21 protein-coding genes are annotated in these 21,752 nt (G+C 46.7%); 3 read left to right on the forward strand and 18 right to left on the reverse strand.

Translation table 11 applies throughout. The features are described from left to right. Positions 1 to 180: 180 nt before the first annotated feature. The 9 genes from NSQ57_RS18395 to NSQ57_RS18435 form a co-directional block, all read right to left on the reverse strand. The gene (locus NSQ57_RS18395; protein ID WP_342425139.1) at positions 181 to 1,512 is read right to left on the reverse strand and encodes a U32 family peptidase; all 1,332 of its coding nucleotides are present in this window, start codon (positions 1,510 to 1,512) and stop codon (positions 181 to 183) included. Between the two features lie 32 nt (positions 1,513 to 1,544). Next, entirely contained in the window at positions 1,545 to 2,474 is a 930-nt protein-coding gene (locus NSQ57_RS18400; RefSeq protein ID WP_342425140.1) for a peptidase U32 family protein, read from the reverse strand. An 11-nt stretch (positions 2,475 to 2,485) separates the two neighbouring features. Next, positions 2,486 to 3,514, reverse strand: a complete 1,029-nt coding sequence (mltG, locus tag NSQ57_RS18405) for an endolytic transglycosylase MltG (RefSeq protein WP_342426134.1) — start codon at positions 3,512 to 3,514, stop codon at positions 2,486 to 2,488. A gap of 94 nt (positions 3,515 to 3,608) precedes the next feature. Further along, positions 3,609 to 3,914, reverse strand: coding sequence for a DUF1292 domain-containing protein (locus tag NSQ57_RS18410; RefSeq protein ID WP_013311522.1), 306 nt, complete (start codon positions 3,912 to 3,914; stop codon positions 3,609 to 3,611). Beyond that, positions 3,911 to 4,213 (reverse strand): DUF1292 domain-containing protein, encoded by a 303-nt coding sequence (locus NSQ57_RS18415; RefSeq protein ID WP_013311523.1) that lies wholly within the window; start codon positions 4,211 to 4,213, stop codon positions 3,911 to 3,913. Before NSQ57_RS18415 ends, NSQ57_RS18410 begins: the two co-directional genes overlap by 4 nt. A 13-nt stretch (positions 4,214 to 4,226) precedes the next feature. Beyond that, complete coding sequence (ruvX, locus tag NSQ57_RS18420; protein ID WP_029515724.1) at positions 4,227 to 4,643, reverse strand: Holliday junction resolvase RuvX; 417 nt, start codon at positions 4,641 to 4,643, stop codon at positions 4,227 to 4,229. Positions 4,644 to 4,652: 9 nt separating this feature from the next. Then, positions 4,653 to 4,913 carry an IreB family regulatory phosphoprotein gene (locus NSQ57_RS18425; protein ID WP_007431624.1) on the reverse strand — a complete coding sequence of 87 codons (261 nt, stop codon included), beginning with the start codon at positions 4,911 to 4,913 and terminating at the stop codon, positions 4,653 to 4,655. A 136-nt stretch (positions 4,914 to 5,049) separates the two neighbouring features. After that, entirely contained in the window at positions 5,050 to 7,683 is a 2,634-nt protein-coding gene (gene alaS / locus NSQ57_RS18430) for an alanine--tRNA ligase (protein WP_029515725.1), read from the reverse strand. 351 nt (positions 7,684 to 8,034) lie between these two features. Further along, positions 8,035 to 9,102: an AI-2E family transporter gene (locus NSQ57_RS18435; RefSeq protein ID WP_342425141.1), complete on the reverse strand. Its 1,068-nt coding sequence runs from the start codon at positions 9,100 to 9,102 to the stop codon at positions 8,035 to 8,037. 211 nt (positions 9,103 to 9,313) lie between these two features. On the opposite strand from NSQ57_RS18435, the gene NSQ57_RS18440 reads away from it, so the two are divergent. Next, entirely contained in the window at positions 9,314 to 11,287 is a 1,974-nt protein-coding gene (locus NSQ57_RS18440; RefSeq protein WP_342425142.1) for a methyl-accepting chemotaxis protein, read from the forward strand. Between the two features lie 165 nt (positions 11,288 to 11,452). Here the strand turns inward: NSQ57_RS18440 and NSQ57_RS18445 are convergent, their stop codons facing one another. The 4 genes from NSQ57_RS18445 to NSQ57_RS18460 all read right to left on the reverse strand — a co-directional run bounded on the left by NSQ57_RS18445 (position 11,453) and on the right by NSQ57_RS18460 (position 13,915). Then, positions 11,453 to 11,665, reverse strand: coding sequence for a hypothetical protein (locus NSQ57_RS18445; protein WP_013311529.1), 213 nt, complete (start codon positions 11,663 to 11,665; stop codon positions 11,453 to 11,455). A 10-nt stretch (positions 11,666 to 11,675) separates the two neighbouring features. Then, positions 11,676 to 12,197 carry a PRC-barrel domain-containing protein gene (locus NSQ57_RS18450; protein ID WP_029515728.1) on the reverse strand — a complete coding sequence of 174 codons (522 nt, stop codon included), beginning with the start codon at positions 12,195 to 12,197 and terminating at the stop codon, positions 11,676 to 11,678. Positions 12,198 to 12,333: 136 nt separating this feature from the next. Beyond that, entirely contained in the window at positions 12,334 to 13,485 is a 1,152-nt protein-coding gene (locus NSQ57_RS18455) for a cysteine desulfurase family protein (protein ID WP_029515729.1), read from the reverse strand. A gap of 10 nt (positions 13,486 to 13,495) precedes the next feature. Further along, positions 13,496 to 13,915, reverse strand: a complete 420-nt coding sequence (locus NSQ57_RS18460; protein ID WP_013311532.1) for an Rrf2 family transcriptional regulator — start codon at positions 13,913 to 13,915, stop codon at positions 13,496 to 13,498. 304 nt (positions 13,916 to 14,219) lie between these two features. On the opposite strand from NSQ57_RS18460, the gene mnmA reads away from it, so the two are divergent. Next, on the forward strand, positions 14,220 to 15,341 hold the full coding sequence (gene mnmA / locus NSQ57_RS18465; RefSeq protein ID WP_342425143.1) for a tRNA 2-thiouridine(34) synthase MnmA: 1,122 nt from the start codon (positions 14,220 to 14,222) through the stop codon (positions 15,339 to 15,341). Positions 15,342 to 15,431: 90 nt separating this feature from the next. On the opposite strand, the gene NSQ57_RS18470 is transcribed toward mnmA, so the two are convergent. Then, the gene (locus NSQ57_RS18470; RefSeq protein ID WP_069012468.1) at positions 15,432 to 15,896 is read right to left on the reverse strand and encodes a DinB family protein; all 465 of its coding nucleotides are present in this window, start codon (positions 15,894 to 15,896) and stop codon (positions 15,432 to 15,434) included. Positions 15,897 to 15,995: 99 nt separating this feature from the next. Between NSQ57_RS18470 and NSQ57_RS18475 the strand changes: the two genes are divergently transcribed. Beyond that, on the forward strand, positions 15,996 to 16,826 hold the full coding sequence (locus NSQ57_RS18475) for a PPK2 family polyphosphate kinase (protein ID WP_165149671.1): 831 nt from the start codon (positions 15,996 to 15,998) through the stop codon (positions 16,824 to 16,826). A gap of 114 nt (positions 16,827 to 16,940) precedes the next feature. Here NSQ57_RS18475 and crcB (NSQ57_RS18480) read toward each other — a convergent pair whose 3' ends face one another. The 4 genes from crcB (NSQ57_RS18480) to NSQ57_RS18495 all read right to left on the reverse strand — a co-directional run bounded on the left by crcB (NSQ57_RS18480) (position 16,941) and on the right by NSQ57_RS18495 (position 21,591). Then, a complete protein-coding gene (crcB, locus tag NSQ57_RS18480) occupies positions 16,941 to 17,297 on the reverse strand; it encodes a fluoride efflux transporter CrcB (protein WP_029515732.1) in 357 nt (118 codons plus the stop codon). Continuing rightward, positions 17,294 to 17,695 (reverse strand): fluoride efflux transporter CrcB, encoded by a 402-nt coding sequence (crcB, locus tag NSQ57_RS18485; protein ID WP_029515733.1) that lies wholly within the window; start codon positions 17,693 to 17,695, stop codon positions 17,294 to 17,296. The genes crcB (NSQ57_RS18480) and crcB (NSQ57_RS18485) overlap by 4 nt, the downstream gene beginning before the upstream one ends. Before the next feature lie 85 nt (positions 17,696 to 17,780). Further along, positions 17,781 to 19,091, reverse strand: coding sequence for a replication-associated recombination protein A (locus NSQ57_RS18490; protein ID WP_029515734.1), 1,311 nt, complete (start codon positions 19,089 to 19,091; stop codon positions 17,781 to 17,783). Positions 19,092 to 19,449: 358 nt separating this feature from the next. Continuing rightward, a complete protein-coding gene (locus NSQ57_RS18495) occupies positions 19,450 to 21,591 on the reverse strand; it encodes a UvrD-helicase domain-containing protein (RefSeq protein WP_029515735.1) in 2,142 nt (713 codons plus the stop codon). Positions 21,592 to 21,752 lie beyond the last annotated feature (161 nt).

Below are 21,752 nucleotides of genomic sequence, written 5' to 3' on the forward strand. Positions count from 1 at the left end.
TCCATTATGTATCTATTATCTATATAACTTCTATCGGAACTATTCGACAAGGAATGTAGCTTTCCTTTGAGCATCAACTAAATTTTGTGAAACTTTTTTCCTAGAAAACTATTCAAAAAAAGGCCTCTCCAACCGATAGGAGAGGCTTTTGATTCTTTTCGTCTGTGACTTAAGGCTTATTTACTTCTTTTTACGCATCATATCAAAATACGATACGGGCTGATCTACCTTCATTCTAATTCGTTGAAGCGGGTGACGAGCAGCATCCAACTCGTTGCCTTCCTCATCCCAGATCGTTCCGACCGTTTGTTTGAAGAATGTTCCGTTCGGACCGAAAAATTCAATTTCATGACCGGGTTTAAAATGGTTCCGTTGTTGAATAGTTGCGATCCCACTCGCGGCATCGTAGTCCATGACTAGTCCAGCAAAATCATAAGGGACTGCCTTTTCTTCCGGCTCATAAATATGATCCTCATGATCCGGTGTATCGTAGAAAAACCCTGTATTCAGCGGACGATTAGCTGCCTTGTTAATTTCTTCAATCCATTCTGGTTTGAGCACATAATTTTCAGGATCAGCCATATAGGAATCAATCGCTTGACGATAGACATTCACGACCGTTGCCACATAGTGGATAGACTTCATCCGTCCCTCTACTTTAAAACTGTCTACACCTACATCAATCAGATCAGGGACATTTTCAATCATACATAGATCCTTGGAACCCATAGAAAAAGCATTATCACTCTCTTCAAACAATGGAAGCTGGTTAATACCGAGCTGGAACTGTTTCAGTGCATTGCTAACCTGTGCCTCTTCTTCAGATATCCAAACCTCACCTGGGCGGGCATCCTCAAACAGATCGTATTTCCAGCGGCAAGACTGACAACATCCCCCACGATTGGAATCACGGTCTGTAAAGTGATTGGACAACACGCAGCGGCCGGAAAATGAAGAGCACATCGCACCATGGACAAAAGCCTCGATTTCGATGTCCACATGCTTTTTAATTTCTTCGATTTCCTCCAGACTGGTCTCACGTCCAAGTACCACACGCGGTAACCCCTCGTTTTTCCAAAACTTTACCGCTTGCCAGTTCAGTGTGGACTGCTGTGTGCTCAAATGCACTTCCAATCCAGGAACAGCGCGCAATGCCACGGATACAATAGCCGGATCAGCGACGATAACGGCATGAATTCCCGCCTCGTACAGATTGCGCAAGTACTCCTCAATTCCGGCAATATCTTCATTGTGGGCATAGATATTGGTGGCCACAAGCACTTTAGCACCATACTTGTTTGCAAATTCTACACCTTCGCGCATTTCCTCAAAACTGAAATTATCGGCGTTAGAACGCAGACCATATTTTTGTCCACCAATATATACAGCATCCGCGCCATAGTGAACGGCAAACTTCAGTTTTTCCAGATTTCCGGCAGGAGCCAACAGCTCCGGCTTGTCCAAACGATTCCGTTTACCTATATATTTTCTCGCTTTGGTTATCGTCCCCATGACGTTCCCCCCTCTGTAAATTCATTTTAAAATTAATAAACCTGCTCTTTATAGAAAAATCCGAAGGAAAGTTCCCGTTCAGGATCTTGAAGACGGCGAACTTCATCCAGCCAGCTTTCATCATAAGCGTAAGTATCCGGGTCGGCTGTATAACTATCTATTGCTTTACGATAAGCACGAACAACCGCCTCATTGTAAGCCGTAGGCTTCAATAAGCCCTCGATCTTAAAGCTATGCACGCCCGCCTCCATTAGAATATGCAGGTCCTCCATGATGCAAAAATCATCTGAACTCATAATATGTGTCCCATTTATATCCTCGTAAATAGGGAACTTCTCTTCTTTCCGCTCTGCTTCAATCAGAAACAAGCCGCGTCCTCTACCCAAATCCCCTTCTACATTACGTCCCTGGTGCAGCATATAACTTTGAACAAGCTTACGCTTGGAGTGATAAATATTAGTCATGCCATGTACCTGAACCTGTGCTTCTATGTTCAACTTTGGTATCATTTCGGTAATTTCATCCATACTCAGCTCACGAGCCAAAATGACCCGGGAAGCCCCCTTTTCACCCCAATAGTTGGCGGTTGCGAAGTTGGTAGAGATCATCTCACCGTTCCAGAACAGCTTCAGATGCGGGGCATACTCCTTCACGGCCATAAGCACTGCGGGATCATTAAACTCAATGGCGTCTATGCCGCATCCAGCTAGGGTCTGCACATATTCGGGAATGAGCGGCAATAGCTCGTTCGTCATCAAATTCGTCATAGATACATATACCTGCGCCGCATGCTTGCGTGCTTCTTCTACCACTTCACGGATTTGGTCCGGTGTAAAATGTCCCGGCAGTCGCATTCCAAAGCGGTCATCTCCAATAAGTAATGCAGTAGCTCCAGCCCGCAGCATATGGCGGGCATCCTCCGGAGAGCTGGCAGTTGCCAGTAGTTCGGGTTTGTAAGCCATAGGCTCACCTCCTAATTTGTCTTACGGTTACTTACCTGAATGTTATGCAAATGTTCTTTATACGTTTTGGCAAACAAATGTTCATGTGTCCCGTCTTTTTTGGTCACATAAAATAAATAATCTGTAGCTTTCGGCTGTAAAGCCGCTATCACTGAGTTCAGACTGGGACTTGCAATCGGCCCTGGTGGAAGTCCCAGATGCAAATACGTATTATAAGGACTTTCCACAGCCAAATCCTTGTAATACAGCCGTTCTTTTTGCTTGTCCAGCATATATTGAACCGTAGCATCAATTTCCAGCTTCTTACCCTGTTTGAGCCGGTTATAAATGACGCCAGCTACTACAGACCGCTCATCTTCCACAACCACCTCGCGCTCTACCAAAGAAGCAACCGTCAGCAGTTGATGCAGCGTTTCACCCCGCTGTTTCAGCTTGGCATCCAGATCGGAAACAGTCTCCAACCGCTTTTGTGTCTGTTCTAGCATCACCTGTATCATATCTTTGGCCGTGCTGCCCTTTTTCAGCTCATAGGTTTCCGGGAAAAGGTAGCCCTCCAGCGCATAGCGAAGCCCCGCCTGCTTTGGAATGTCCCGCACCAGCGCGACGTCAAAAACGGACGGATCGTTGGCCAGCTGCAAAAATTGCTGCCGGTCTGCCAGTCCTTCCTTTTGCAGCTTATCAGCCATCTGTCTAATCGTAAAACCTTCCGGGATTGTAAAACGAATCATTTCCTCTTTGACAACATCTCCAGCCGATAACTTAGTAATCAACTGATCAAAGGTTGCGCCAGGCTGTGCCTCATATTTTCCGGCCTGAAATGCGCTTCCTTGCTGTTTGAATTTTACATAAGCCTTAAACACGAGCGCATTACGTATAAGTCCCTTTTGCTCCAGCGTATCTGCGATTGCCGATGTTCCTGTTCCCTGCACCACCGTAAAAGCAACGGGTTGTGTTTGGGGCTGAACAGGCTGCATGGCATTCCAAATATAGAGGGCTACCCCTCCTGCTATAATGATAAGCAGTAGCAACAACGTAAACATCCTCGTCCTTCGCTTCACATCCACCCAACTCCTTCACAGCCAAAAAGGGCGGACTGGTCCGCCCTTTCAGGTTTGATCTCATCGCTATCCAGACTTACAGTTCTTCCGGCAACGTACATTCATCGTACAGTTCGGAAATATCTTCCCACTCATCATCATCTTCAATGGTGGTGATAGAGATTTCGCCGTCTGTGGATGAGCTTACATGGTAAAGTTCATGTTCGCCAACAGCAGCCCCGGGTCTACGCAATACGGCGTACCGTTGCTCCCCTACCTTGAACTCTGCTTCCAATTCCATGCGAATCGCATGGCCCTGTTCATCCTGCAACTCTACATCGCCGTCGAACGTTTCCTTCAAATCAGAGGTCCAACTCAGGTCTTCACGTGAATAGCTCGTCATTTCCCGTCTTCCTCTTCCTCTTCTTCTACGAATGTATTAAAGGTCTCTTCGACGATTTCCCATTCGGCATCGTCTTGGATCACAAACAATTTAATATCATCGCCTTCTTCCTCGTAACGGAAGGCGTACACATCGGACTCATCAGCTTCAGGGTCCACTGGCGCAACCATCATGTACTTCGCTTCGGAACCATCTACCTCAAACTTCATAATGACCTCGAACTCTTCCTCGTTGCCCTCGTCATCGGCAATATAAATAATTTCCGGCTCTTCTTCCATACCCACTTGATTTTCAGCCATTACGAAATCCCCCTCACCTTGTACTGTGTGCGTCCAAATAGTTTTGCAAGATCAGGCTTGCGGCCAGTTTATCTACCACCTGCTTGCGTTTTTTTCGGCTGACGTCGGCCTCCAGAAGCGTACGCTCCGCCGAACGCGTCGTCAGCCGTTCATCCCAAAGGTGAACGGGTAAACCCAGTAACTCCTTGAGTCGGTTCGCAAACTCGATGCAAATCTCACCGCGTGGACCCACGGTTCCGTTCATGTTTTTCGGCAAGCCAACAACAACCTCGCCGACCTCATTTTCACGAACCAAATTTGCAATTTTACCGAACTCGCTGTCGTCACCGCGTCGTTCTATGACTTCCAATCCTTGGGCGGTCCAGCCGAAGGCATCACTTACGGCGACCCCAATTCGGCGATCCCCGTAATCCAATCCCATTACTTTCATGCCTGTCTCCTAACGATGCTTGGCAAGATAGAAACGAACCAACTCTTCAATCAACTCATCGCGTTCTTTTTTACGTACCAGGCTTCTGGCATTATTATGCCGTGGCACATAAGCCGGATCACCGGATAGCAAATAGCCGACGATTTGATTGATCGGATTGTATTCTTTTTCTACCAACGCATCATATACGGTCAACAAAATCTCCTGAGCAGAAGCTTCCTTTTCATCTGCCTTGACATTAAATTTGACCGTTTTGTCCATGGAATCCATTGTTGACACCTCGCTTCCACAAAACATGTGTACATGTTTATGCCAGCTTATTCTTTTACATCATACCATAAGCAAAGCCCTACAAGGAAATATCTAAGCCCGTTTTTTCCCAAAAATCTGCAAAAAATATCGAACTTTATCCTTGTGAGGCTGCCGCCACCAGTTCATGCGCACGTTGAAGTGCTTCATCCAGCTTGCTGGCATCCTTACCACCGGCTTGCGCCATGTCAGGTCGTCCGCCACCGCCGCCACCGCATACGGCAGCAATTTCTTTCACGAGCTTGCCTGCATGAAGTCCGGCCTTGGTATGCTCTGCCGGAACTGCTACGACAAAATTAACTTTATCGTCCATTGCAGCGCCGAGCACCAGCACAGCAGCCGGAAGTTTCCCTTTCAGTTCATCAGCAATCGCACGCAACGCGTCCATGCTGGAAGCCTGCACGCGCGCAGCCAGCAGCTGCACCCCGCCTGCTTGCACGACCTGATCGGTCAGCTGGCCTGCCTCAATAACGCTCAGCTTGCTCTGCAGCGATTCATTTTCACGGCTAAGGTCTTTAATTTGTTGCTGCAATGATTCGATACGCTTTGGTACCTCAGACAGCTTGGATTTTACAAGTCCAGCCGATACCTTCAACAGCTCTAATTGACCTTCCATATATTCAAAACCAAAACGTCCGGTCACCGCTTCAATACGACGTACACCTGATCCAATGCCGCTCTCGCTGACAAGCTTGAACAAGCCAATTTGCGAAGTATTGCTGACATGACAGCCACCGCATAGTTCAATGCTGTAATCGCCTACTTTAACGACCCGCACGATATCTCCATATTTTTCACCGAACAGCGCCATTGCTCCGAGAGCCTTGGCTTCATCAATCGGTTTCAGTTCAATATTAACGTCCAGTTGGCTCCAGATGGCACGGTTTACACGCAGTTCAATATCCGCCAGTTCTTCTGGTGTAATGCTTCCAAAATGGGAGAAATCAAAACGCAGACGCCCAGGCTCTACCAAAGAACCCGCCTGATTGACATGGTCACCCAGCACTTCTTTAAGCGCTTTGTGAAGCAAATGCGTAGCCGTATGGTTTTTCTCAATTTCTCCACGTGAAGCTTGATCAACTTCAGCTTTCACCGTATCGCCAACGTTCAGCTCACCAGCTTCTACAACAACCTGATGCACATGCTGACCTTGTGGCGCCTTAAACAATCCTTCAACCTTCGCGGTTACCGTACCTCCACGCAGCAAGCCTTGGTCACTGACTTGTCCTCCGCTTTCGGCATAGAAAGGAGTCACATCCAGCACGACCTGGCAAGACTGCCCTTCACTAACAGTGTCCACCAGTACATCTTCATATACAATCGCCACAATTTTAGACTCAGTTACGAGGTCATTATATCCAACAAATTCACTTTTAACCGCCAGATCGGACAAAGCTCCGCCCTGAATCTTCATGCTGGCGCTGTCCTGATGTGCATCACGGGCGCGTTTGCGTTGTTCCTGCATCGCTTCATCAAAGCCTTCACGGTCTACTTTCAAGCCCTGCTCGTCTGCATAATCCTCTGTGAGATCGAATGGGAACCCGTACGTATCATACAGTTTGAAGGCATCTGCTCCACTAATGACATTGCGACCTTCTGCCTTCGCCTGAGCACTGATATCGGACAAAATTGCCAATCCATCTGTCAGTGTTTCATGGAAGCGTTCCTCTTCCGTTTTGATCACTTTGATGATGAAATCACGCTTGTCCACTACCTCAGGGTAATACACACCCATGACATCCCCAACGGTTTCCACCAGCTCAAACATAAATGGACGGTTCATGCCCAGCATTTTTCCATAGCGCACAGCCCGGCGCAGCAAACGGCGGATCACGTAACCGCGTCCTTCATTAGAAGGCAGCACACCGTCACCAATTGCAAAAGCTACGGTACGAACATGGTCAGCAATAACCTTAAGAGCCACATCACTGTCCACATTTTCGTTATATTTCACTCCTGCCATCGCCGCTGTTTTTTGAATTAGTGGCTGGAAGATATCCGTATCAAAGTTGGAATCCACATTTTGCAAAATGGATGCAAAACGCTCCAATCCAGCCCCTGTATCAATATTTTTGTTTGGAAGCGGCGTATAGCTACCGTCTTTGTTATGGTTGAATTGTGAGAAAACGAGGTTCCACACTTCCAGATAACGCTCATTTTCTCCCCCCGGATACATTTCAGGGTCCGTCATGTCGCTACCGTAGGCTTCGCCACGATCATAAAAGATTTCCGTACAAGGTCCGCAAGGACCTTCACCGATATCCCAAAAGTTATCTTCCAGTTTGATGATACGTTCGGCAGGAAGTCCAACTTTTTCGTTCCACAGCTTGTACGCTTCCTCATCCTCAGGATACACAGTTACAGCCAGACGTTCCGGATCAAAACCAATCCATTTTGGATCCGTCAGAAACTCCCATGCCCATGTAATGACTTCTTCCTTAAAATAGTCGCCAATAGAAAAGTTGCCGAGCATTTCGAAAAAGGTGTGATGGCGGCGCGTTTTACCGACATTCTCAATATCGTTCGTCCGAATACATTTTTGCGAATTGGCGATACGTGGATTTTCTGGCTTCACACGTCCGTCAAAATAAGGCTTAAGCGGTGCCATACCCGCATTAATCCACAGCAGGGAAGGATCTTTATGTGGAACAAGCGGCGCGCTTGGTTCAATCACATGTCCCTTGCTTTCAAAAAACTCCAGCCATTTGGAGCGGATTTCACTAGCTTTCATATAAGTAGCCTCCTAATTATGGTGTCACTGGTTCCTGGCACAGGCCATAAAAAAACAGAAAAACGCCCCTGAACGGATCAGGGACGATTGTATCGCGGTACCACCCTGGTTAACGCCGTCCCCTCTGTACGAAATGCCCATGCGCAAGCTGCACACCAACATTTGCTTAACGGACGATCGATCGCCTTGTTTTCACTGGTAACGGGAGCATCCCGGCGGGTTCAGCCCGCACTTCGAAATGAGCTTTCCCTACTGGATAAACACATTTAAACATACTCAATTCAGTATATCCGTGTCATTTAGCCGTGTCAACGCGATATCAGACAAGATACATACGGTGTAAGGACAAAATCAGATCGTTTTCCGCTTCACGTAATAAGCAAAAAAATGTTGAAGTCCTACCTTTAATACCGCCATCACGGGAACCGCTAAAATCAAGCCGGTAATTCCCGCAATTTCACCACCCACTAGCAGAGCGAAAATAATGGCTATCGGATGCAGATGCAGCGTTCGTCCTACCACCTGGGGAGAAATGACATTGCTTTCCAACACTTGAATACAAGTGTTAACGACCACGACAAAAAGCACCATTTTTAAGGATATTGTAGAAGCCATGATTACTGCCGGAGCGGCTCCCAAAAAGGGGCCCAAATATGGAACGATGTTAAAAACCGCCACCACTCCTGCCAGCAACAGCGCATAAGGCATGCCAATGAGCATATATCCGAGATAAGCCAGCACGCCAATAATGACGCATACCAGTAATTGTCCCCTGACATAGTTGCCAAGCGCCTGATCAATTTCCTTAAGTACCGTTACAATCGCCTTACGACGAGAACGTGGGAGGTAAGACACAATCGTCCGCTCGAACACATCAAAATCTTTCAAAATATAAAAAATGAGGAACGGTACAATGAATACATTGAACAGCATGTTGATCATCCCGCCGATGTTATCCATAAAGGTAGAAATCCCGGTTGCCATCCGATTCTCTAGTTGGAAAAACCATTGATTCATACCCGTTCGCACCCCTTGGGGCAAAATGCCGCTATCCATATTCGTCATTAATCCCTGTGCATGCATGGTCAGCTCAGGCAGATGCTCATTCAGCTCATCCAGTTGTTCAATAAACATCGGAATCAGGTTCATCAGAATCACAACGAGACTGGCCAAAAATACAGCATAGATGAGCAGCACAGCTACGCTTCGAGGCACCTTGCGACCGCCCAGCATATTGACAACAGGATTAAGTACATAGGAGATGATCATCGCTACCGCAAACGGAGCAATGATTGTTTTCAGAAATTCATACAAATGAAAAAACAAAGGTCGCAGCAGCCAGATAAAATATAGAATGACAAGTCCCAGCAGCGTCCATATTCCGTACCGGAACAGTCTACTTTTCGTTAATTGCTCCATTTCGTGCCCCCTTACCGGACTAGCCTTCTTTAAGTATATGCCTGTACCTCTACTTTAATCCTTCCCGCGAGTCTGGAATGCTCCATCGATTACCATTGTAAAAAAATGATGAAAACGGATGAAAATAATTAACAAAGTCATTCCATCTGACGATATAAGTACAAAGCACTATTTTAGGATTTCATATTTCTGAAACATCGGGGGTCATTACATGAACTTAAAAATCAAGCTTATTCTCCTTTTCACTTGCATTGTTATCGTTGCAGCCGGGCCTTTATCCGTTATTAGCATGACAAGTATCAAAAATCAGGCTAACCGTGACATACAAGAGCTTATGACTAGTAAAGCCACCGAAACCGTCAATCAGCTCGACGGATGGACCAGCGGCAATGCCAAAATTATCGAGACACTGGCTGCAGGTCTGGAATCGAGTGATATTTCATCAGATGCCAAAACCGTATCTCTGAAAGCAGCTTTTGAAAACTATAAAGATCAAAATATTTCCAACATCTACGCAGGCTTTGAAGATGGATCCTACTGGGATGGATCTGGCTGGTTTGAAGCTGGTTATGATCCTCGCGCTCGTCCGTGGTACAAGGATGCCAAAACCAAGGGAGAAATGTATTATTCCTCACCTTACACCGATGCAGGCAGCAATGACTTCACCATTTCTATTGCTAAACCTCTCAAAGATTCCAACGGCTCTATCACCGGGGTAGTCAGCGAGGATATTATGTTAAATGATATGACAAAAATCATTAAAGACATAAACCTGAACGGATTAGGCTACGCATTTCTGATTGACCAGAATGGAGTTGTGGTCGCACACCCAGACAGCAAGCTGGCCGGTAAAAACCTTAAGGATACGCCCGAGTTGGGTTCATCAACTGCGGCCCTGCTGAGCACAGCTTCGGGAAAAACAGACTATACCTATAATGGCAGTGACCGTCAGCTTTATTTTAAAAAGATGCCTAGCACTGGCTGGATTGTAGGATTGTCCATTTCAAAAGATATTGCTTTTCAGGAGTATTACTCCACTCGTAATCAGTTGATTATTACCGTTGCTATCATCTTGGTCGTTGCTATGCTGCTGGCAATCTGGGCGGCAAACAACTTTATCAAGCCAATTCGGAAGCTTCAAGTGAACGTCAAACGTATAGCTGAAGGCGATATGACAGCTCGTGTGGACATTAAGGGTAAAGATGAAATTGCCAGCCTGGGTACAGATTTTAATATCATGTCTGATAATCTCTCTCACCTGTTGCGCAAGGTATCAGATACTGCAGGCGATGTCAGCTCAGCTTCCCATGATATGCATCAGCACGCTAAGGATACTGGAACCATCGCGTCACAAATCTCCAGCGCAGTTCAGGAACTTGCCCAAGGAGCGAGCGACCAAGCTGAGGCTGTATATTCCGGCTCTGAGAAGCTGACTCACATGACAGGCTCCATCGACCAGATTGGCGAAAGTGTCAAACGGACCCAAACTGCCGTATTCGAAACAGATTCTGCCGTGCTTGCAGGGTATGAAACAGCTGAACGTCAAGCGAAACTGGCCGCCGAGTCCAGACAAACGACGACTGCGGCAGGGGAAGCCGTAGATTCACTCACGCTAAAAACTCAGGATATTGAGCGGCTGGCCGGAGCCATCCATGATATCGCCGCACAAACAAACCTGCTGGCCCTCAATGCATCTATCGAAGCAGCACGGGCCGGGGAACACGGACGAGGTTTTGCCGTCGTCGCGGGAGAAGTGAGAAAGCTGGCTGAGCAAGCGGGCAGTTCCAGTGACAGTATCATGAGTAAGCTGGAAGAAATTAAGATTGCAGGAGTACAAAGCGCGGAGGAAATGAAGAGGGCTCTTGCTGTAACTGTAGAACAGGAGCACGCTGCCATTGCAACGAGACAGGCGTTTGAGTCCATTCGTGGCGCTTCTCAGCATATGCTTGCCCAAATTGAGGACGTTACAGCCGCCGCAGATGATCTCCGTGTGAATGCCGGGCATATTTCCGACGTCATTTCCAGCGTTGTCGCTGTTTCTGAGCAAAGTGCAGCATCTACAGAGCAAGTGGCCTCCTCTGTGCAAGAACAAGGTCATGCCATGAATAATATTGCTGACCTTTCTGCCAAACTCGATTCTCATGCAGATCTTCTATTGGAAGAGGTCAAACGCTTTAAATTGTAGAACTTACAATCTTCACAATAACGGTATACAAAAGAGGGTGCCCTCAGCCATTATGGCCGTACGGGGCACCCTCTTCGTTGTTTTTTATCAAGCGTTATACAACCTACTAAGCCGTATGTAGATCACACCTCTTAGTAAGCAGCCTGTCCACTTTTGGTGTCCAGCTTAGGAAGAAGCGTGAATTTGCGGCAAGTCCTGTTGTGCCATCTCATCTCCAAAGAATAGGTCGTCCAGCGAACTGAGCGTTCCATCCTCTTCCACTTGGTAGACAGACATTTTTTCACCATTCACCTGAAGTTCGATAAAGCATCCCCAGCAATAAAATTGATGGGAGCCAATTTTTCCGATATCTTTGGAATTACAATTCGGACATCTCAATAAACTCACCCTATCCATTAACAGAATATATGGCTTTTTCCAGACGCTGCTCGCTTAATGGGGGAACCATAACAGCATTTTCCCCGATGGACATCTCTTCGGTGCAGGGCAGCCATTTCCGCCCCTCTATAATATCCGATACAAAACCATCGCTGATTTCCAAGCCTATTATGTTATTGCCCATTTCCTGGTCAAAATAAACATCCGAGATGTGCCCGAGCATAAGCCCTTCCTCTGTTAGCACGGATAGATCCTTCAGTTTACAAGGCCCAAGCAAGTACGTATGTTGTATATCATGGGCCTCCATTTTACGCACAGCCTGCTGATTGCGAATCATGATCGCATCCTCACCGTAAGCAACGATGTCATCCCAAGCAACCATTTTCACGTGAGAAGAAAAAAGTCCCTTTCCTTCCAACTCGATCCCTGAGATTCGCCAATCCGCTGTCACCATAAAGTCATGTATTTTACCAATCTGCTTCCCGTCCTCCACATCGAAAACGGCAAGTCCGATCATATCTTGAAGCTTCATATATAGGGTACCTCCTCATTCTGCAATCTGAACGAAGGTGCGGTCCTTTTCCTACATGCCTGTCAGACCTTGCTTCCGTTCATGCAATGAAATGGAAAAACCGCCCCTCCCTTCTTATTAAAATGCGGAGAAATCCCTAGTACCTAGTACGCAGCCGCTTCCATATGGTTTCAATTTTCTTGGCCGTGTATTCCATTTCTTCCGTAGTATTACCCAAACCGAAGCTAAACCGAATCGCTGAATGTAAAACATCTTCAGGAAGATCCATCGCCTGCAATACATGCGATAGCTCTAAAGATCCGGAAGTGCAGGCTGATCCGCTTGCTGCTGCGATTCCTTCCATATCAAGGTTCATCAGCATGGTCTCTGTACCAATGGCCGGAAAGCTAACATTGAGAACATTAGGTAAAGAATGATCAGGGTCACCGTTAATCACAAAATTTTGGCTACCCAGAGTGTCTTCCAACCCTTTAAGCAACGTCTGGCGAAGAACCGTATCGTGCGCCCCACGCTCCTCAATGGAAGCATTAGCAAGAGTTGCGGCTTTAGCCAGCCCCGTAATACCGGCGATATTTTCTGTTCCGGCACGGCGTTTCTTTTCCTGAAGTCCCCCATGCATTAGCGGCTGAAGGCGTGTACCTTGGCGGATATACAATGCCCCAACCCCTTGCGGTCCGTTAATCTTATGACCAGACACACTCAGTAAGTCAATCGGGAGGTTCCGGCAGTCGATGGATATATGACCGAAAGCTTGAACCGCATCTACATGGAATACAACTCCATGTTCTCTCGCAATCTGCCCTACTTCTGAGATCGGCTGAATGACGCCCACCTCATTGTTGGCATACATCATGCTGATCAAAAAAGTATCTGGTCGAATGGCAGCCTCGATATCCGCAGGGTTCACGCGTCCAAACCCGTTGACCGGGACATAAGTTACCTCATACCCCGCTTTTTCCAGCTCATCACAAGCATGAAGCACTGCATGATGTTCAACCGCAGTTGTAATCATATGCCCTGAAGTACGGCCGTCTGCCGTAGCCGTCCCAAACAGGGCCAGATTATCACTTTCTGTTCCTCCGCTCGTAAAAATAATTTCTTCAGGCTTGCAGCCCAAAGAGGCCGCAACGGCATCCCGAGCAGCGCTGACGGTGCGCTTGGCATCGCGGCCAAAGGCATGAACGCTCGAAGCGTTGCCGAATTGGCCAGTCATGATGTCCATCATAGTCTGCGCAACCTCAGGATGCATAGGAGTCGATGCGGCATGATCCAGATAAATTCTGTTCATGTTATCCACCTCAAATGTAGAACATGTAATTATCCAATTCATCATGTTCTTGGTATGTGATCAAGTCCTTAAGTGTAGTAGAATCCAACACTTCAGCGATGCTGTCACGAATTCGCAGCCACAGCTGACGTTTTGCCGGATCGTCTTCTTCCGTGAAATCGACCGGAGAAATCGGACCTTCCAGTACACGAATGATGTCTCCCGCTGTTACTCCTGCCGGTTCATTCGCCAAAATATAACCGCCGTAAGCACCACGGATACTTTTTACCAAACCTGCATTACGCAAAGGCGCAATGAGCTGTTCCAGATAATGCTCTGACAGCTGATTTTTTTCGGCAATACTTTTCAAAGAAGTTGGACCTTCGCCAAACCTGGCTGCAAGTTCCATCATAATGGTCAGGCCGTAACGGCCTTTCGTTGATATTTTCAATTGTGCCACCTCACTTATAGTAACAATTCCGTTAAACACGCGGAATAACTGGTGCTGTAAACCTCTCTATTCCGATCCTAACCCTCAGCTTATGTTAACATATTAGGGCAGGTAAAGGGAAACATTACGGTAACAATCTTAAAAAAAGTTGCTTTCGGGCGATTTGGAACAGCTTTAGCCCGTTTTATGTAGCTTTCTTCCATCGTTCGCCGTGTCGTTTGATCGTCCAAACATCGTATCTTATTATCGTTTATGTTACAATAGGTGGGTTCTACAACTATATTGAAAGAATTGGGTGATGACCATGGCTAAAGCCAATCATGAAACCCGTGTCGTCGTCGGGATGTCCGGTGGCGTCGACTCATCCGTTACTGCGCTGCTGCTGAAGGAGCAGGGCTATGACGTAATCGGCATCTTCATGAAAAACTGGGATGACACGGATGAATTTGGCCGTTGTACGGCTGAGGAGGATGCGGAGGATGTGCGCCGTGTCTGCGAACAGATCGACATTCCTTACTATACCGTCAATTTTGAAAAAGAATACTTCGATAAAGTATTCTCTTATTTTCTTGATGAATATAAAGCTGGACGCACACCCAACCCGGATGTCATGTGTAACCGTGAAATTAAATTCGGCGAGTTTCTAAATAAAGCGCTGGATTTGGGAGCAGATTATGTTGCTACTGGACATTATGCACGGGTTGTGGAAGAAGACGGCCACTTTACTTTGCTGCGAGGCGTGGACAGCAACAAGGATCAAACTTATTTCCTGAATGCGTTAGGCCAAAAGCAGCTATCCCGAACCATGTTCCCTATCGGTCATCTGCCGAAACCAGAAGTGCGTAAAATTGCGGAAGCTGCGGGACTGTATACGGCCAAGAAGAAAGACAGCACAGGCGTATGTTTTATCGGCGAGCGTAATTTCAAGGAGTTTCTGAGTGGATATCTACCTGCAAAAGGTGGAGACATGGTGGATATCGCTACTGGTGAAGTCAAAGGACGCCACGATGGTCTGATGTACTATACACTGGGTCAACGTCAAGGCTTGGGCATTGGCGGCTCAGGTTCAGGCGAACCGTGGTTCGTAGCGGATAAGGATCTGGAGAAGAATATTCTGTATGTGGTACAGGGTGATCGTCACCACAGCCTGTATTCTACCAGCCTGATTGCAACAGATGTGAACTGGATTGAAGGCGCAGATACTCGTCCGACCGGCGAATTCCGTTGCACAGCCAAATTCCGTTATCGCCAACCTGATCAGCAAGTAACTTTACAATGGCTTGCGGATGGGACCGTGCATGTCATATTCGATGTACATCAAAAGGCCATTACGCCTGGACAAGCTGTTGTATTTTACGACGGGGAACGCTGTCTGGGTGGAGGAACCATTGATAAGGTTGAAAAACTTCAGCCTGAAACGGTTTAAATGAAAGCCATTTTGCATTGATATAGCAGGAATTAAAAAAGTCGTCTCTCCAGATTTGGAAGGGGCGACTTTTTTTTATGAAAGTTTATTTTAGTTCATGGCTTGTAAAGAATTCATAATCTGCTCTTTATGATGTCTGTCATGCTGGACAAACATTTCTTGCAAAAAATTTCCCATGGTGTATGAGCTATTAGGAAATTGACGGATAAACATTGATTCTGAAACCATCTTGAGCTTCACAATCATTCGCCTACGCTCTGCAATAGCTTCATTTAACAAATCATGTGGTTTCATATTTCTGCCGAATGCAACGGACGAATCGTTAAACGCTTGTACATCAGGATGTTCTTGGAGCGTAATTTGTTCCTCATTGATAATCTGTATGAGTGTCTTAGTGAAGCTTTTGTCCCACCCCATAATATGACTGATCATATCTTGTATTGACCATGTACCCACTATGGGTTTACGAAGTAGCTCATCTGAGTATGGAGATAAAGCTGTAAGAAATACAGTCCATTTTTCTAAATCTTCAGAAATCTCAGCTATCGTCGCCAATTGAATTCCTCCTTTAAGGTAAGTAACTTTTGATAACATCCTCATTTGGGTATATGATGTAAACAAGATCATACTTCAATTGAAAAGGAGCGTGCCTTTATGTCTGATTCATTAGGAATGCTGACACCAGGTAAAAAAGTTTCTTTGAAAGAATGGGACCCTAAGGATACAAATAATATCAAAAATAAAGAAGAAATCCGACAGGAAACAGATCAATTGAAGGAACGCTTCACGGAATTACAAAGCAAATTATTTACAGAGAAAAAACAATCCGTTTTGTTTATATTTCAGGGCATGGATTGCAGCGGCAAAGATGGCGTCATCAAACAAGTATTTTCTAATCTGAATCCGGCGGGGGTGACAGTCCACAGCTTCAAATCGCCTACGGCTGAGGAATTAAGTCATGATTTCTTGTGGCGTGCTCATAGCGTTACCCCAGGACGTGGATATATTGCAGCATTTAACCGTTCTTATTATGAGGATGTGCTAATTACACGTGTTCACGGACAGATATCCGATAAGCAGGCCAAACGGAATATTAAGCATATCAAGCATTTTGAACAGTTGTTGCTGGATAATGGTGTAAAGGTGGTTAAAATCTTTTTACATATTTCAAAGCAATTTCAGTTAGAAAAGCTGATCGACCGAATTGAAAAGCCTCACAAAAACTGGAAACTCGATCCAAGTGATTTGCAGGAACGGAAATTTTGGAAGCAATATACCCAGTATTATGAGGATGTATTAGAGCTAAGCGCAACCAAACAAGCTCCTTGGTATGTCGTTCCTTCAGACAACCGTTGGTATAGGGATTATACTGTGCTGCGGATTGCCGTCCAAACGCTGGAGGAAATGAAGTTGTCTGATCCTGATCCAAGACCTGAACTCGAATCCCTTTTACCTGAATTGTACAAAGAACGAGATAAAAAATAGCTGTATAGGTACAGCACTAAGCTTCCAAAACCGTATCACGGCTGAGAATGCCTTGAGTCGGGATTGGAAGCTTTTTATTGCATTTTTACGTGTTATTTCGAAAATGTATAAAGCTTAACTGACTCTGTACCCGATAGCCGCAGCTACAACTCCTACCACGACAGAGGAAAGTACATACGTAGCCATGCGTCGGTATTCTTTGCGCTCCATCAGTTGAAGAGATTCATAGCCGAATGTGGAAAAGGTGGTGTAGCTGCCACAAAAACCTGTTCCTAACAGCATCCAGAGTGCAGGAGACAACTGGTGTTGCGTAAACTCACCATAGAGCCAGCCTAGCAGCAATGAACCGCTGACGTTAATGATCCACGTCCCCCACGGGAATACGGTACCCAACCTCTTGCCGGCCCACATACCAAGCCCGTATCTCGCCAGTGTACCCATAATCCCGCCTGCCGCCGCCCACCAGATCATAAGCGTTCCTCCTTCGGAGCAGCCTGCGTCATTTTTGTACCTAGACGGATACCTGTCCATGTCAAAAATAGCCCTCCGCCTACGCTTAGCAGGAGGTACAACACAGCCGTCAGCATACGATCGTGAACTGTGAGGCGTACAGCATCCACTGCAAAAGTGGAAAAGGTGGTAAAGCCCCCTGTAAAGCCTGTTCCGATGGCAAGTCGCAATCGCGGCTTGATCCGCCATGATCGCAAGGTTACCGTAAAGAACCAACCAAGAAACAGGCAGCCGATCCAATTAATTAGCAGCACACCAAGTGGAAAATCCGCACCCGCCGCAGGCAGCAGCGATTGCAGGCCATAACGGGTAGAGGTTCCAAGCGCTCCGCCTGCGGCAACGAATAACATGTCTTTCATTTTTTTATCCCCTTCTTCGCACTTGCACGATCATGGCGTAACGTGACGATATCGTACACACTCTGTATATTAAGTCGCACATATATTAAGACTGTGAATCCCGCCAGCGCTGGTTTTGCCTGATTTTTGACTCATTCCCCTGCTCAGTAGCCTGATAGAAGGTTTGGTCTGCTATCGCATCGGGCAAATATTGCTGCTTCACATAATGATTCGGATAATTATGTGGATATTGGTAGCCTACATGACCGAGCTTTTCCGAGCCTTTGTAGTGTGCGTCACGCAAATGGAGTGGCACCTCAGCCGATTTGATATCGTCCATAGCCAACATGGCCCGTGAAATCGCCGTATATACAGCATTCGATTTGGGGCTTTCCACAGCGAACAAAATAGCCTGTGCAATGTTCAGCTTGGCCTCGGGCCAGCCGTTATTGCGATAGGCTTCAAGCGCACTCACCGCTTGCACCATTGCCTGCGGGTTCGCCAGACCAATGTCCTCGCTGCTTGCCGCGATGAGGCGGCGGATAAAGGTCATCGGGTCCATACCGAGTTTTTCTACGGCGTACAGGAACCAGAACAGCGCGGCATCGCTGGAGCCGCGAATGCTTTTGTGGAAGGCCGACAACACATCATACTGCGTGGATTCATCTGCTTTGACAATCGGGCGGCGAATGGATTCCTCAGCGACTTCCAGTGTCACGTGAATCGTGCCGTCTGCCAGCGGAGGCGTTGTGAGCGCCGCCAGTTCCAGCGCGTTTAAAGCGCGGCGGATATCGCCGTTCGCCATGGAAGCGATGTGAGCCAGTGCAGCTTCATCGACCTGGAGCTGCATGTAGCCAAGCCCTTTGTCCGCATCGCTTAAGGCGCGGCGCATAGCAGCCAGCGAATGTTCCTGCGTTAGCGCTTCAAGCTGGAACAACGTAGAACGGCTCATTAAAGCGCCGTTGACGTAGTGAAAGGGATTTTCAGTCGTGGCGCCAATAAACACGATCGTGCCCTTTTCCACCGCAGGCAGCAGTGCATCCTGACGTGAACTGTTAAAACGATGTACCTCATCGAGAAACAGAATGGTTTTTTTGCCATACATCGATTTATTCGTCTGTGCAAGATCAATGACTTCTCTTACGTCTTTCACAGATGCTTCTACAGCATTCAGACGTACAAAATCGCCTTGCGTGTGTTGCGAGATGATATGTGCCAGCGTTGTTTTGCCGCATCCCGGTGGTCCGTACAACAAAATTGAAGAAACCTGATCTGCCTCTATGGCTCTTCGCAGCAGCTTACCTGGACCCACAACATGCTCCTGTCCAATATATTCATCCAGTGAAGTCGGACGCAAGCGATCCGCAAGCAACCGATTGCTTGGCGTTGACTCTTGGGAATATGAAAATAAGTCCATTTCTTTCACTTCCTTATGATTTATGAACGAACACTTTCTTTTATCTTTGAAAACATACTATATTTAGGTTCGCTCATACGGTTGAAAAACATGAAAATTCAAGTCATCTATAATTCTGATACGGTGTAAACCGACTCTTATTCTACCATATCCGTTAACAAGTTGCAGATAGCATGGTCATGGCACAGCTGTAGGTCTTCAAGTCAGTCGCCCATAAAAAAGAAAGAACAGCCTTAGACGAAAGATGATTTCGTGGCTGTTCTTCGACTGGCATGATTTCATAATTTCATCACTAAGATAAACAGTAAACAAAAAGGAATACAACAACTCAGGCGGTACTTTACAACGCTTTTTCTGTTTACTTCGTCTGTGCCTGTACGTAACTAGGAAGTGAGCCATCATGCAATAGCCACAACTCATGCAGCGCACGGGTACATCCTACATACAGCAGCTTGGCATCCCATGCCCGTTCTCCATAATGCTCATGGTCGGCATCCGCCACAATAACTGCATCGAACTCCAGACCTTTGGATAGGTATACAGGCAGTACTGACAAACCGCCTTCATATTGCTTTTTACCACCGTCAATCAAATTCACATCCATCCCCGCACTTGTGAAAACCTCATGCAGTTCCACAGCCTCTTTTAAGGTACGTGTCAGCACAGATACAGTACGATACTCCCTGGAGGACAGCTCTTTTAGAGCGGTGAGCAAACTCTGCTCACGCACCGATGAGTCGTAAGATATAGTGCGCACCGGATCGCCACTACGAAATACTGGAACTGCCGTAATACCGCCGCGAACTCCCTGCTCCAAAATCGTGTTTGCAAATTCTATAATTTCCAAGGTTGATCTATAGCTTCGCGTAAGCGCAAAATACCCGGTATGTTCCGGTGCAAAAAGAGAACTCATTTCCTCCCACGCATGTACGCCACGGTATTCATGAATGCCCTGCGATAAATCGCCCAGTATAGTAAAGGAATGTCCTTTGACGAACAAATCCAGCAATGCGATATGAAAAGGTGAAAAATCCTGCGCTTCATCAATGACCACATGGTCAAAACGTTGAGATGATTCTACCTCATGAATCAGCACGTGGAGATACACTAACGCAGTCAGATCTTCTTCACGGATAATCTGTTTTCGCAGATCCGACTGTGTAGCCTTAAAAATAGCAGTCGGCAGAGAAGCCTTCATCTCCGCAGCCGTATCTGCGGGTAACCCTTTAGCTGCTTGAAAAAGCTGCTTGTAGAGCGTCAGTGCGTCGTATTGTGGCCATTTTTTAGCATATGCCTTTTCCCGTGCCCCTGCCTTTTTTTTGCGTTCCTTGAGTGCTGCCGCCGAAGGCGACTTTTTCAGCTCCATTTCAATCCAGCGGTGCACTCTTGCCAGTACACGCTCCTTCCGCTTCGCGAGCGGATAAGGCTTATACTCCTCATTAAACCAATTCAAAATCTCAGTTCGCGGCAGAACCGCTCCATCCCATGGTGAAAAATCCCCCTCGGGAACGGAAATGGGCTCCAGTCGTTCAACAAAAGCTTGAAGTAACTCCATAAAGTGAACTGAACCCTTGAATCTTCCCGGCGCCTCATCCATGGATTCCTCTCTCAGACTGCCACTCTCAAACCAATAAGATAATGTTTCGGCAGGATCAGCCAAAGGTAAATCCAAACCCAACAAGTCCAGCGCCCAGTCTGCAAATGTACTTTGCTGAATATCTCCGACCCCCAGCTCAGGAAGTACATCTGAAATATAGTCGAGAAACATATGGTTTGGTGCGAAAATGACCATTTTGTCCGCTGATACCTGATCCTTGTATTGATACAGTAAAAATGCGAGACGATGCAGCGCTACCGTCGTCTTGCCACTACCCGCTACCCCCTGAATAACGAGGGCAGTATTTTTAGCCGCGCGGATGATCTGATCCTGCTCCGCCTGAATGGTAGATACGATATCCCGTAAACGGTTATCCTTGTTTTCACCCAAACGATAAACGAGAAACTCATCGGAAACGGCCGGCTCGTCGCTTTCACGATTATACGTATCGGCTACCCGTTCCAGAATTCTTTTCCGAATGACAACGTTGCGCTTCAGATAGACCAAACCCTCAATAGTTCCCTCAGGAGCTTCATAGGACGCGGTTTCTTCACCACCTGTAAACGAATAAAATAAGCTGGCAATCGGTGCACGCCAATCAATCACCAGCGGATACGCTGACGTTTCTTCACGCTCTACTCCAATTTTACCGATATAAAGCGGCTTCCGCTGCCCTCTGCCACGCTCGTCAAAATCCATACGCCCAAAATAAGGCTCCTGCGAGCTTTTAGCCAAAGCCTGACGTTTTTCCTCCCGTGCAGATTCCAGCACTTGCTCTGTAAAATCATGCCCAGTGTATACTGGCGTATTGCGAAGCCGTTCCAATCTCCGATCAATTTCCTCCATAGCAAGCGACAGCCTGTGCTGTTCTTCTTGATAGGCACTTTGAAACTCATTCTCCATTTCAGTTACCTCCTAAGAATATCAAGTCTCGATTTCTGCATCATCCACTTGCTCCGACACAAAAAAAGGAAAGTAAGCGTAACACATTTAACCATAAAAATCCAACCTTATTTCTAATCCCCCTATTTCCCTACTCTTTCACAAAAGTATGGAGCTTTGCG

The sequence above is a fragment of the Paenibacillus sp. FSL L8-0502 genome (assembly GCF_038593055.1).
In the GTDB taxonomy this organism is placed as follows: domain Bacteria; phylum Bacillota; class Bacilli; order Paenibacillales; family Paenibacillaceae; genus Paenibacillus; species Paenibacillus polymyxa_D.

What these genes read in the sequence shown, in the direction of transcription:
- NSQ57_RS18395 (WP_342425139.1), bottom strand. Translation starts at nt 1,512, where the DNA reads ATGGGGACGATAACCAAAGCGAGAAAATATATAGGTAAACGGAATCGT.
- NSQ57_RS18400 (WP_342425140.1), bottom strand. Translation starts at nt 2,474, where the DNA reads ATGGCTTACAAACCCGAACTACTGGCAACTGCCAGCTCTCCGGAGGAT.
- mltG (WP_342426134.1), bottom strand. Translation starts at nt 3,514, where the DNA reads ATGTTTACGTTGTTGCTACTGCTTATCATTATAGCAGGAGGGGTAGCC.
- NSQ57_RS18410 (WP_013311522.1), bottom strand. Translation starts at nt 3,914, where the DNA reads ATGACGAGCTATTCACGTGAAGACCTGAGTTGGACCTCTGATTTGAAG.
- NSQ57_RS18415 (WP_013311523.1), bottom strand. Translation starts at nt 4,213, where the DNA reads ATGGCTGAAAATCAAGTGGGTATGGAAGAAGAGCCGGAAATTATTTAT.
- ruvX (WP_029515724.1), bottom strand. Translation starts at nt 4,643, where the DNA reads ATGAAAGTAATGGGATTGGATTACGGGGATCGCCGAATTGGGGTCGCC.
- NSQ57_RS18425 (WP_007431624.1), bottom strand. Translation starts at nt 4,913, where the DNA reads ATGGATTCCATGGACAAAACGGTCAAATTTAATGTCAAGGCAGATGAA.
- alaS (WP_029515725.1), bottom strand. Translation starts at nt 7,683, where the DNA reads ATGAAAGCTAGTGAAATCCGCTCCAAATGGCTGGAGTTTTTTGAAAGC.
- NSQ57_RS18435 (WP_342425141.1), bottom strand. Translation starts at nt 9,102, where the DNA reads ATGGAGCAATTAACGAAAAGTAGACTGTTCCGGTACGGAATATGGACG.
- NSQ57_RS18440 (WP_342425142.1), top strand. Translation starts at nt 9,314, where the DNA reads ATGAACTTAAAAATCAAGCTTATTCTCCTTTTCACTTGCATTGTTATC.
- NSQ57_RS18450 (WP_029515728.1), bottom strand. Translation starts at nt 12,197, where the DNA reads ATGAAGCTTCAAGATATGATCGGACTTGCCGTTTTCGATGTGGAGGAC.
- NSQ57_RS18455 (WP_029515729.1), bottom strand. Translation starts at nt 13,485, where the DNA reads ATGAACAGAATTTATCTGGATCATGCCGCATCGACTCCTATGCATCCT.
- mnmA (WP_342425143.1), top strand. Translation starts at nt 14,220, where the DNA reads ATGGCTAAAGCCAATCATGAAACCCGTGTCGTCGTCGGGATGTCCGGT.
- NSQ57_RS18475 (WP_165149671.1), top strand. Translation starts at nt 15,996, where the DNA reads ATGTCTGATTCATTAGGAATGCTGACACCAGGTAAAAAAGTTTCTTTG.
- crcB (WP_029515732.1), bottom strand. Translation starts at nt 17,297, where the DNA reads ATGATCTGGTGGGCGGCGGCAGGCGGGATTATGGGTACACTGGCGAGA.
- crcB (WP_029515733.1), bottom strand. Translation starts at nt 17,695, where the DNA reads ATGAAAGACATGTTATTCGTTGCCGCAGGCGGAGCGCTTGGAACCTCT.
- NSQ57_RS18490 (WP_029515734.1), bottom strand. Translation starts at nt 19,091, where the DNA reads ATGGACTTATTTTCATATTCCCAAGAGTCAACGCCAAGCAATCGGTTG.
- NSQ57_RS18495 (WP_029515735.1), bottom strand. Translation starts at nt 21,591, where the DNA reads ATGGAGAATGAGTTTCAAAGTGCCTATCAAGAAGAACAGCACAGGCTG.